An 11,498-nucleotide genomic window follows, 5' to 3' on the forward strand; every position below is an offset into this window, starting at 1 on the left:
TTTGGCATATGAACGCAACAATCGACAGAAAGGGCTGTATTTCCTGCGGATTATGCACATCAACCTGTCCGGAAGTATTTCGGATGGCTGATGACGGGCGCGCGGAGGTTTGCGCGGACCCTGTTCCTGAATCTGCGGAAGACACGGCAACGGAAGCACGGGATAACTGTCCCGTCTCTGTTATCACGGTAGAATAATCATAAATCAGCGCCCATTTGAAAGGCTTTCAGATGGGCGCTGATTAAGAAAGAAACAAAAGTAGTTATCAACAAAAAATTGTTATCACTAAAGGACGTGACAGCAGGTTGAAAAGCTGCGTAGAGCAACGATTCAGCCTGCTTTTTAAGCATCGGATTGGTGATAACAATAATGCAAAGGCAACGCTCTTTTTTATTCACGCAAAACCAGGAATCGGGAAATTGGTGATAGCAATAAGGCTGTTCTCACCTAAGCCCGTACAGCTTTTTCAATGTTTCCTCGTCACTGACTGTATATTTTCCGGTTGAAGGATTCTTTTTCGCCGGACTGCTTGAACTTTCTGCAAGCTCAATTGCCCTGCGTTTCTGCTCGGTATCGGCATGAGCGTATACAAGCGTTGTCTGTAGGTTTGCGTGCCCAAGCCATTGAGATACAAGCGTCAAATCCATTCCCCTCTGGTACAGATGCATCGCTCGGCTGTGGCGAAACAGATGCGGATGGACATTCTCAGGAATCTCCGGACAGTATTTCCTTGCTTTTTGTCCGTATTCTCGTAGGAATACCCGAACATTGTTGGCTGTCATCCTGTGGTGCTCACCGTATCTCATGGTGTAGAAAATATATTTCTGCGAGTATTCGTTTTCATCCGGATGAAATCTCTGTAGATATTTTTTGAAATGACTGGCGGTTCTCTGCGCCAGCGGAACACGTCTGGTTTTTTTTCCTTTGCCAAACAACTGCATCGTTGCCGGAGATCCCGTTTTCACATCGCATATCCGCGCATTAAGCATTTCATCAAGAACATGCGCTGTTTAGGAAGGGGGCTTCTCACTCTCGCTTTTTTATGACAGACCGGCAGAAATCAATCGCAAATCGTTTGCGCTCCTGCAAATAATAATGACTTCTCTTCAATATTAAGTTTCTATTGACCCTATGAAGCGGTAAAACACTCTGATATTCTGGCTGCGTTGGCCGTTGACGTCTGTGTGCTCACCGACTTCAATATGGTCTATCAGTTCGTCCACTGTCTCACGGTCAAGCTCCTGTAAGTGCAGATGCTTTCGGATAACCGCCGCCCAATTCTGAATGTTGGCGGCATTCTGTTCAGATTTTCTGATTTTGGAAAGAAGCGTGTCGAGGCGTTCCGCCTTTTGAAGCCGCTCCTGTTCATTTTTTTGTATCAGCACCGTGAAACTGGCCTCGCTGATCGTGCCACTGACCTTATCCTCGTAGAGCTTCGCAGTCATGTGCTCAAGCTCCTGAATACGGCGGTGCAGCCTGCCGACCTCCTGCCGGGTATCTTCCTGACGTTGGGTGTCGTCGGCTGACATCTTTTTTTTCAGCATGTCCAGCACGGCGGTTTCGTCAAATTCCAGCGCTTCGGCGCGCGCCTTAATCTCAGCCATGACGAGTTTTTTCAGCTTGATTTCGGAAATACCGTGACGCGAACACGCGCTTCGGCCGGAATTGGCATATCTCCCGCAAAAGTAAGAAACATATTTCCTGACATCGCCGTTTTTTCTATGCTGCGTCTCTCTGTTTGCCAAAAGCTGCCCCTTGCAGTCGGCGCATATCAACTTGCCGGTAAACAGGTGTGGCTGCGGTGCGGCGTTATTTATGGAACGAAACTTTGCCAGCCGGTTGATTTCCTGAACCGCGTCCCATACTTCCGGTGAAATAATGGCGTCAAAGGCATTCTCATGGCAGATCCAATCCGTTTCCGGCTTTCGTATCGTGGTTTTGTCCTTATAAGAGAGGGAACCGGTTTGATTTTGAATCAGGTTTCCGAGATAGGCTTCGTTGTTCAGGACGTTTTTCACGGTGGCATACATCCACAGTTTTGCATATTTGCACTTGCCATTTATTGCATATTGGCACTGCCCTCACGGGCAACGCGAAACAATTACGGCGCGGCTGTTCCTTGTTTCGATTTGCTTTTTATATTTACAGACATTCCGGACGAACAGGCGGCGTACCTGTTACCATAGGAATCGCACCTCCCCCCATGATGATGGCGGGCCGTTCTCATTGCCTGCGACGGTTTTATCACGCTCGGACTGTGACTGAACGGAAGTTTCATTACATACAGATAATTGCCGCAGAGCTGCCTTGCGCCTGAAAGACGCTGCTCTGCCTGCGGCGCTGGTGTTTTTCGCTCCCTTTCCGTCACGCTGAAATCAGTCACCCTCTCCCGCGTAAGGAAAGATCGTGGCGCACCCGCCGTCCGGCTCCCTGTATGCCGCTGCTTGCGGTATGTATCCGGCTTGTCCTTTATTCGATTTTCAAGGTTCAGCGAAGAATAAAAACATATCCCTCATAAACCTTTTCATTTTTAGGGCAGAAGTAAGTGAGCTTAGAGAGACTTTTTTAAAAACTTTTCCATATTTTTTAGTCCTCGGTCGATAGCTTCACCAACCACAGTCTTGCTGACACCTTCGGCTCTGGCAATGACACTCTTGCTCATACCCAAAAAGTAATGAGCATAGATGCGTTTGGCCTGCTTGTCCGGCAATGCGGCAATGGCAGCGTGAAGCTGCTCTATGGTCACTTTGCGCTCATAGATTTCGCAGGGGGACAGGGACACAAACAGGATGTCGCGCTCAATGCTGTCTCCGCGATCCAGAGAGTAATACGCCTTATGGCGGTATCTCCGCAGGTAGTAGGCAGCTTCGGCCCGTTCATAGGAATCCATGAGCACCGCAACTTCGTCAGGCACTTCGATGATGCAGTCAGTGGTATAGAAATCGGGATAGTAGTCCCGCAGATTGATCTTTGTCATTTGTCTTTCCTCCGTTTCGATTTTTTGGGGTACGGCAAATCGAAACAGAGGCAGGCGGTGAGCGGCAACCGACTAAATTTCCTTTTATACGACAAAAAAGGTCCATTTGGATGTAAACCAAATGGACCTTAGTGCAAATAGGGATTCTATATATCCTGTTTTTGTACTTTGTCAGTTTCTGTTGTTGCCCGTAATTATCTGTTAGATAGTACGGACTTTTGGGGAGAAGTCTACCAATTAGAGAGGTATGTACCAGATAAAAATCCGCTTCATCACGCTCGACCGCTACATGGCAGCGGTCGCTTGAAGTTCACGTTATATCGAATACGCATAGAGTACCCCCTCCAAACGGTGAGCTTAGAGGGGTACAATATTAATCATTCAGGTATCGCAACAGCCCCCAAAACTCACATTTTTTGTTGGGCAGGTATTGCATTCTTTTTGAATTCATCGTGTTAAAGCCTGCCGAAAACAATAGCCACAAAATCCCAAAAATCAGCGGCGTTGATATATGATATATTCAATATGTTTAGCCAGTTTGTATGCTGAAAATCCGAAAACACAGCCAAGCAGCATCCCGGCCAATATATCAGATGGATAATGTACATAGAGGTAGAGCCGTGAAAAGGCGATGAGTGCCGCCAGCACCAATGAGGGTCCACAGTTTTCGGCGGCAGAAGAACAATGTGGATACCGACGCAAAGGCCATTGCTGTATGCCCGGATGGAAAAGAAAAATCCGTGGGACGCGGTATCAGCATCTTTACTGTCTTATTTACATCACAGGGCCGGATACGGGCAACAAACGGCTTTAATATCCCATTGCAGATGATAACTGTCAGAACCAGTGCGCAGCATAGGGCGATTCCCGTTTTTCGATATTTTCGACTAACGAGCAGACAGAGCGCTAAAACGATCCAAATGGCTCCGAAATTGCCCAGCTTCGTGACCAAGGGCATAAACACATCGAGCCACGGTGCTCGGCAGTGGTTATAGATGAAATTCAAGATCGTAAAATCAACTGATAACAAGAAGGCCACATTCTTAACCAGCTTATGCGTCGATTGTATCAGCCGCATTTAAACTACCGTTTTCTTGGAGATAAACTGAGGATAAACTACTTTTAGAAAATCTTCTGCCCTGCTTGTTTTCTGTATCATGAGTCTTTATAAATAAAAGATCCACTTGCTTTCCGGCACAAAGCGGCAGAAGCAATCGGAAAAAATATAGGGCCAAAAATATCATCTACGCCTTAAAACGATAACCCGCTCCCCGAACCGTTTGGATATACCGGGGATTGCCCGGATCTTCCTCAATTTTGTCCCGCAGCCGGTTGATGTGGACGGCGACCGTGGCGTTGTCTCCCATGGCGTCCATGCCCCAGATACGCTCGTAAAGCGTTTCTCGGTTTAACACCACATCGGCGTTTTGCGCCATAAACAGCAAAAGCTCATATTCCTTGTTTTTCAGCTCAATTTCCGTGTCGTTTACATAGACTCTGTGGGTATCGGTGTTTATGCGGATACTGCCTATGGCGATTTGTATTGGAGCAGTTCTATCCGTTTTCCTGAGTCTGGCGTACTGCGCCAGATTCGCCTTGACTCGCGCTACCAATACGCTTGGTGAGAAGGGCTTCTCAATGTAATCGTCCGCACCAAGGCCCAGACCGCGTATTTTATCAATATCCTCCCGCCGGGCCGTAACCATCAGGATGGGAATATCCAGCGATTCCCGCAGCCTGCGGCAGACGGTAAAACCGTCGATACCGGGAAGCATCAGGTCCAGTAGGATCAGATCAAAGCTACCTTGTAACGCTTTTTCCATACCACTCCTGCCGTCCTGCGAAATCACCACCTCGAACTGTTCAACCAAAAGGTAATCCCGCTCAATGGCAGCGATGGCGGTATCGTCTTCTATTATCAGTATTTTCTGCATGTTATTCCTCCGCTTTCGGCAGGCAAATCACAATTTTCAAACCGCCGTTTTCGCCGACTTTTGCCTCAATCGTTCCGTTCATCCGTTGTATTGCATTAGCGGCAATGGCAAGTCCAAGGCCACTTCCGCGCTGAGAATTCTGCCGGGATGGATCACTGCGGTAAAACACTTCGAACAGATGGTGCAGCGCTTCCTCAGGAACGCCGGGACCGTCGTCACAAAGGGACAGGCGGTACTCTCCGTTTTCCTCCCGGAGGGAGATGGTCAAGGTTCCCATGTCCTTTGTTTTATACTTTACGCTGTTTTCCATAATGTTGGTCAGTACGCACCGGAGCTGATCCGGGTCGGCTGAAACGGTCGCCGGAACAAGATCATCGGTTGTTAGAAGCAGACCTCTTTCCTCGTATTCCGTACCCAATGCCCGTATAAGTTGCCGTACTTCGTCGTCAAGCCGCAGCAGTTCCGGATGGTCCGGGTACTCGCCTAACTCCATTTTGGAGAACAGGAAGATTTTCGCCAGCATACGATCTATGTCTTCCGCTTTGCTTTTGACAATTTCCAGGTATCCTTTTTGGGCTTCGGGAGTTTTGGCAACGCCGTCCAAAAGCCCTTCCACATACGCGCGAATCGAGGTCAGCGGACTGCACAGATCATGGGAGATGCCGACCAACAGCTCTTTACGGCTTTGCTCATGCTGCTGTGTCCGTTCTTCAGAAGCTTTGAGACGGGCCGCCATTTTATTAAAGTCGGTGCAGACGGGTGAAAATTCATCCTCACCGGTATAGTTGATGCGGTGCTCCAAATTTCCCTCACTGATCTGTTGTACTCCGTCCGAAAGGATCTCCAGCGGTTGTTCGATTTTCTGGAATACAAACCTGGTCAGGAAACGGTTCGTGAGCAGAATGGAAAAAATGATGGCAAACATCAAAACGATGGCCGACAAAACGAGCGCAACCTTCAGACTGCTGAAGGACAGTTGAGAAGGGCTGGAAAAAATAGAAATACGATAGACAACACCCTTAATTTCGGCTTGTTGGACATACAGTTCCCGGTTTCCATTGGAAACGAAGCCCTGACCGCCCAATGTATCTACGGCCTTCAGCAAAGCTTCGTCGGCGTCGGTAGCATGCCCGTATTGATAAAGATTTTTGCCGGAGGAATCCACAGATAGAGCCATGGCACTTTTGTCCAGTATCCCGCTGATCCCTGATAGATTCCCCGCAAGGTTTGCGTGAGTTCCTTCCTCCAGTGATTTCTCAACAAGCATGGAAATTCCCCGACTGGCCTTGTAAAAGTCCTCGCTGTCTTTAAAGCCAAGGCCCGTGCCGTACTGGACGGAGAGCCATATGATGCTTATGCACACAAGCCCGATGAACGCGGTGATGACCACCGGCACGAGAATCATCAGAATATTGGAAATAACAAGCCGTTTTTTTACGGTCATTTTTTTTGTAAGCATGTCTTTTATTTTCATACCGGACACCACCTTGTCGATGTATATTTTAAAGTATATCATACATTTTTCGGTTCATCTTAAACTGTACATAAACAATCAGAAAGGCTTGCTTCCGTTCTTACTAATACCATATAAAAACGGTTTTGTCTCATTGGCAAGGCCGCTTTTTTATGCAGTTTAAGCTGAGTTTAACTTCTATTTGACTGGAGTTTATGTCGTAATGCTATGGTTGAATCATTAGAAAATAAGTTTAGTCGTTAACGGAGGCAAAGCATGGAGGCACCAATAAAAGGTTTATCTACACAGGAAGTAATGGAGCGGAAGGCACGCGGAGAATCGGGAGATAAGCCGGGTTCCATTACAAAGACCAAGGGGCAAATACTGAAAGAAAACATTTTCACGCTGTTCAATTTTCTCAATTTTGTCATCGCGGCGCTGCTGTTCGCGGTCGGCGCTTATTCCAACATGGCTTTTATTGTCATCATCGTGATCAACATTGTAATTGGGATTGCGCAAGAACTAAAAGCGAAAAAGCTTGTGGATGAACTGTCTGTCTTAAACAGGCCAAAGGCAAAAGTGCTGAGAGATGATAGATCGTTTGTCGTTGAGATGGAGGACATTGTTAAAGATGATGTGATGGTTCTGGAAAGTGGACACCAAATTTGTAATGACGGGATTGTGCTCGATGGTATGGCAGAGGTCAATGAGTCGCTGCTGACCGGTGAAAGTGACGCCGTCTTAAAGACAACGGGTAGCGAACTTTACTCCGGAAGCTTTGTTGTTTCGGGAAAATGTTATGCAAAGGTAACGCATGTTGGCAATGAAAACTATGCGGTCAAGCTCACGGAGGAAGCCAAAAAGGCAAAACAAATTTCGTCCGAATTACTCGGCTCCATGAAGCGGGTAACCCGGTTTACAAGCTTTCTCATTGTGCCGCTTGGAATTTTATTGTTTTTGGAGGCTGTAATACTTCGTCATGTATTGCCAGCGGGCGCTGTCATATCTTCCTCAGCGGCACTTTTAGGAATGCTGCCCAAAGGGCTGGTGCTTTTGATTGCCGTATCGCTTGCGACCGGGGTCATTCGTCTGGCAAAAATGAAAATTTTGGTGCAGAATATTTATTCTTTGGAAACACTCGCGCATGTGGATGTTTTGTGTCTGGATAAAACCGGGACCATCACCGACGGCAGGATGAAGGTCAGGGAAGTGCTTTCGCTAACGGACCGTCCAAATCAAAAGTTGTCATCCCTGATTCAATCCTATCTTGCCGCGAGCGATGATAATAATGCGACTTTTCAAGCGCTTCAGGACCATTTTGGGAAGAACCCTGTATATCATCCGGTATACAAGATTCCCTTTTCCTCGCTTCGCAAGTGGGGATCGGTCAGCTTCGAATCCGGCACGGTGCTGGTCGGCGCGGCGGAGAAGTTAATCAAAAACCTGCCGGAGTCTGTGGAACAGCAGATTGCGCAAGGCTACCGTGCCGTCGCAATCTGCTTTTACAACGGGGTCTGGCAGAACGACAAGGAACTGCCGGACGGGATCGAACCGTTGTGCGCTGTGATTCTGGCAGATCACATCCGGAAGAACGCCGCGAAAACGCTGGAGTATTTCCGGAAAGAGGGCGTGAATGTAAAAATCATTTCCGGCGATCATGTCAAAACGGTATCGATGATTGCGCGGAAAGCGGGACTGAAGTCGTGGGAAAACGCAGTTGATCTGTCTGCCTTTGGGGAGGATGCGGATTACGACAGCCTCTGCCAGAAATACACCGTGTTTGCACGGGTGACACCAAAACAAAAGCAACTGCTTGTGCAGGCCATGAAACGCGGTGGGCATCAGGTAGCCATGACCGGCGACGGTGTGAATGACCTGTTGGCGCTTAGAGAGGCAGATTGTTCCATTGCCATAGCCGAAGGCAGCGACGCCAGCCGCCAAATTTCGCAGATTGTGCTGCTGGATTCGGATTTTGCCAATCTGCCACAGGTGGTGCTGGAAGGCAGAAAGGTAATCCATAATGTGACCCGGACAGCGGGCGTGTTCTTTATTAAGACGATCTATTCCTTGTTGCTTTCCTGCTTCTGCCTGCTGCTGAACATGCCTTTCCCGTTTATTCCCATTCAGATTACGCTGGTCGATGCCTTTATTGAAGCGTATCCGTCTTTCCTGACGATCTTTGAATCGGATACCAGGAGAATCCGGGGCTCCTTCTTAAGGACAGCGTTGGAGAATGCGGCGCCATTTGCACTGACGATTACAGCGGGAATCATTTTTATCAGCCTTTCCGTGCCGTTTGACACACAGCAAAGGCAGACGGTCATGTACCTGCTTTTGATTCTCGTGTCGATGCTGTCGGTTATCAAAAGCTGCATCCCATTTACAAAGCTGCGTGTATTTATCTGTGTGACAATGGTGTTGGGTGCTTTCGGTGCGCTGTGGGTGCTCCCACGGCTATTTGAAGTTTCTGCTCTGACAGCGGCCATGGGGTCTTACCTGCTTGTAGCGTTTGTGGTGCTGGTGTTTCTCCTCGTGCTGCTTTTCCAAATCAAACGAAGCATAGAAAAACGCAGGACGCAGGATTCTGTTAAGAAGCGGTAAAGGAGTTGAAAGTATGAATATAATCCAAGCCATTCTATATGGCATTGTTCAGGGAATCACAGAGTTTTTACCTGTTTCAAGCACTGCACACTTAACGCTTATGCCATGGATTTTTGGATGGAAAAATCCAGGTAATGTATTCGATGTTGCCCTGCATTTTGGTACGGCAATTGCTGTTATCACTTTTTTCTTTCAGGACTGGATCGGGCTTGTTAGCGCCGGGATAACCAAACCAAAAACAAAGGACGGAAAGTTGTTTTGGTTTCTTGTCATAGCAACCGTCCCCGGAGCATTGGCCGGTGTTACTTTGGACAAATATATGGGAATGCTGTCGAATCCGCTTTTAATCGGGATTCTTCTCATCATTATGGGTATTGTTTTGTATGTATGCGATAAGGTCAGTCGAAATAACATTAGTTTAGATGGGATTGGTCTAAAGCGTAGTATTTTTATTGGCGTTGCACAGGTACTTGCGATTATTCCGGGCGTTTCCCGGTCTGGTATTACGATGTCAGTTGGGCGTGCGACCGGGCTTGACCGCGAAAGTATTGCAAAGTTTACTTTTCTACTTTCGACACCGATCATTCTTGGCGATGCACTTTTTCACGCGAAGGATTTGGCACATGTCAATATTGATGTACTGCCTTTTGTTATCGCCGTTGTAACTGCCGCGGTTGTCGGGCTATTGAGCATTAAGTTTCTTTTGAATTATTTGAAAACCAAGAGCTTTTTTGTTTTTACAATTTATCGTTTCGTTTTCGGTGCGATTATCATAGCATTGTACTTCATTCGAGCTTAGAAAAATTTTACTGGCAGTTGCAGGGAGTTAACTCGGAACTGCTTGATATGTATAACTTTTGTCCCATATGAAACGAACAATAGAAAGCAGAAGGCGGTTCATAAATAAACTGTTGCTTTCCATGCAATCAGATTCTTGTTAAAACAACAAGGCCATTGTTCCGGTTACCACAAGAAGCAAGCCAACCATGCCTTTTTTAGAAAGCCTTTCTTTTAGAACGATGCGGGAAAACACAATTGTTACCACAATGCTCAGTTTATCGATGGGCACTACCAGACTGGCCCTGCCTTCCTGGAGTGCGCGGTAATAGCAGAGCCAGGAAAGGCCGGTCGCAAGGCCGGAAAGTGCGATGAATATCCAACTCTTTTTATCAATCGTTTTTACAAGGGGCAGCTTTTTCTGAAACAAAACGATGATCCAAGCCATGAGTAATACCACGATCGTGCGGATAGCTGTTCCTAAATTGGACTCGATTCCTTGAATTCCCACCTTGCCGAGAATGGAGGTCAGGGCAGCAAAAACGGCGGATAGTACGGCATAAAAAAGCCACGATTTATTCCCTTTGTCATTCGGGGTTTTGGTTTCCTGACGCTGTATCATAAGATAGGTTCCGGCAGCAAGTAGCACAACCCCGATTCCCATCCACAAGGTGGGAGTTTCTCTTAAAAACAGAAAAGCAAGCAGGATCGTTAGAATCGTACTACTTTTATCAATCGGGGCCACTTTATTGACATCGCCGAGCTGCAACGCTTTGAAATAGCAAAGCCAGGAAGCGCCGGTAGCAGCTCCAGAAAGAATCAGAAACACAAGGCTGCGTGTGGAAATCAGGTCGATGGTACGTTGCGAACCCACAACGAAAACCACTAGCCAAGAAAACAAAAGCACAATAATGGTGCGGAGCGCCGTCGCAAGGTTTGAATCGGTGTTTTTAATTCCGATTTTCGCCAAGATACTGGTCAGTCCAGCAAACAGCGCAGAACCCAAGGCAAACAGAAGCCACATTCATATCCCTCCATCTATGTTTTTTGCAGGCATAAGGTTGAGAAGATGATCAAGGAGTTTTTGTCTTTTGGTTTGGTTCCAGTTTTGATTCTTCACGCATTTCCCAGAAAATTTTAAATTCCAGCTTCTCAACATCCCTTTGCTGCTTATAGCTGACACGAAGCGTGGATTCTTCGGGAATGGTGATGTCTTTCTCCAGACCTTGTAATACGGAAGCGATATTACTGCCATTCTTTTTTATGGTTGACAGGGACTCCATGATTTTTCCAAACAACTCGTGGGATACGCCGGAAGTATCTTCCGAGACGATATACCGTTCCTCACTGTTTACGTAGTCCATAGAATCTCCGGAAGCCAGCCACCCGATCAAGGCATCCCGGCTGAACCGCCATTCACGCCCGATTTTACGGGCGGGGATATGCTCTTCCCGGAGCAGCTTGATCAAAGTCTTTTCACTAACGCCAATGAATTCAACGGCCTGTTCAAGATTTAAAATATGCTCATCCATAGAAGCACCTCGTTTCATGCTTTTATTATAGTCATCATAAAGAACAAAGTCAATTATAGCAGTAGTTAAATGCCATTTAACTGTATTTAGCGGCTTTTTGTCATTGGGAATGTCAGCCGATACGGTTTTTTCCTGAGATCGAAAACAAGTCCGATGAAATCGCGCGGATATTGTCTTTATGCGATCAGCAGGGCTTGAAAATTATAAGCGCGACCATGACGGTC

General features: G+C 47.1%; 10 protein-coding genes and 1 pseudogene. 3 read left to right on the forward strand and 8 right to left on the reverse strand.

Annotated features, from left to right (window positions below):
- The first annotated feature begins 8 nt into the window (after positions 1 to 8).
- Complete coding sequence (locus tag HCR03_RS16320) at positions 9 to 197, forward strand: ferredoxin (protein ID WP_187035403.1); 189 nt, start codon at positions 9 to 11, stop codon at positions 195 to 197.
- A 246-nt stretch (positions 198 to 443) separates the two neighbouring features.
- Here HCR03_RS16320 and HCR03_RS16325 read toward each other — a convergent pair whose 3' ends face one another.
- The 6 genes and pseudogenes from HCR03_RS16325 to HCR03_RS16350 form a co-directional block, all read right to left on the reverse strand.
- Complete coding sequence (locus HCR03_RS16325; RefSeq protein ID WP_159033367.1) at positions 444 to 965, reverse strand: tyrosine-type recombinase/integrase; 522 nt, start codon at positions 963 to 965, stop codon at positions 444 to 446.
- Between the two features lie 147 nt (positions 966 to 1,112).
- Positions 1,113 to 2,018 carry a DUF4368 domain-containing protein gene (locus tag HCR03_RS16330; RefSeq protein ID WP_267459191.1) on the reverse strand — a complete coding sequence of 302 codons (906 nt, stop codon included), beginning with the start codon at positions 2,016 to 2,018 and terminating at the stop codon, positions 1,113 to 1,115.
- A gap of 533 nt (positions 2,019 to 2,551) precedes the next feature.
- On the reverse strand, positions 2,552 to 2,977 hold the full coding sequence (locus HCR03_RS16335) for an RNA polymerase sigma factor (RefSeq protein ID WP_187035407.1): 426 nt from the start codon (positions 2,975 to 2,977) through the stop codon (positions 2,552 to 2,554).
- Between the two features lie 495 nt (positions 2,978 to 3,472).
- A pseudogene (locus HCR03_RS20660) lies at positions 3,473 to 4,055 on the reverse strand (phosphatase PAP2 family protein).
- Between the two features lie 166 nt (positions 4,056 to 4,221).
- A complete protein-coding gene (locus HCR03_RS16345) occupies positions 4,222 to 4,911 on the reverse strand; it encodes a response regulator transcription factor (RefSeq protein ID WP_013485801.1) in 690 nt (229 codons plus the stop codon).
- 1 nt (position 4,912) lies between these two features.
- Positions 4,913 to 6,385: a sensor histidine kinase gene (locus tag HCR03_RS16350; protein ID WP_187035409.1), complete on the reverse strand. Its 1,473-nt coding sequence runs from the start codon at positions 6,383 to 6,385 to the stop codon at positions 4,913 to 4,915.
- A gap of 255 nt (positions 6,386 to 6,640) precedes the next feature.
- On the opposite strand from HCR03_RS16350, the gene HCR03_RS16355 reads away from it, so the two are divergent.
- Both HCR03_RS16355 and HCR03_RS16360 read left to right on the forward strand, forming a co-directional pair.
- Positions 6,641 to 8,965, forward strand: coding sequence for an HAD-IC family P-type ATPase (locus HCR03_RS16355; RefSeq protein ID WP_187035412.1), 2,325 nt, complete (start codon positions 6,641 to 6,643; stop codon positions 8,963 to 8,965).
- Positions 8,966 to 8,978: 13 nt separating this feature from the next.
- Positions 8,979 to 9,764: an undecaprenyl-diphosphate phosphatase gene (locus tag HCR03_RS16360; protein WP_187035413.1), complete on the forward strand. Its 786-nt coding sequence runs from the start codon at positions 8,979 to 8,981 to the stop codon at positions 9,762 to 9,764.
- Between the two features lie 138 nt (positions 9,765 to 9,902).
- Here the strand turns inward: HCR03_RS16360 and HCR03_RS16365 are convergent, their stop codons facing one another.
- Together HCR03_RS16365 and HCR03_RS16370 are read right to left on the reverse strand one after the other, a co-directional pair.
- Complete coding sequence (locus HCR03_RS16365) at positions 9,903 to 10,766, reverse strand: EamA family transporter (protein WP_013485797.1); 864 nt, start codon at positions 10,764 to 10,766, stop codon at positions 9,903 to 9,905.
- A gap of 49 nt (positions 10,767 to 10,815) precedes the next feature.
- The gene (locus HCR03_RS16370) at positions 10,816 to 11,274 is read right to left on the reverse strand and encodes a helix-turn-helix domain-containing protein (protein ID WP_187035415.1); all 459 of its coding nucleotides are present in this window, start codon (positions 11,272 to 11,274) and stop codon (positions 10,816 to 10,818) included.
- Positions 11,275 to 11,498: the final 224 nt, after the last annotated feature.

It is taken from the genome of Caproicibacter fermentans (genome assembly GCF_014303955.1).
In the GTDB taxonomy this organism is placed as follows: domain Bacteria; phylum Bacillota; class Clostridia; order Oscillospirales; family Acutalibacteraceae; genus Caproicibacter; species Caproicibacter fermentans.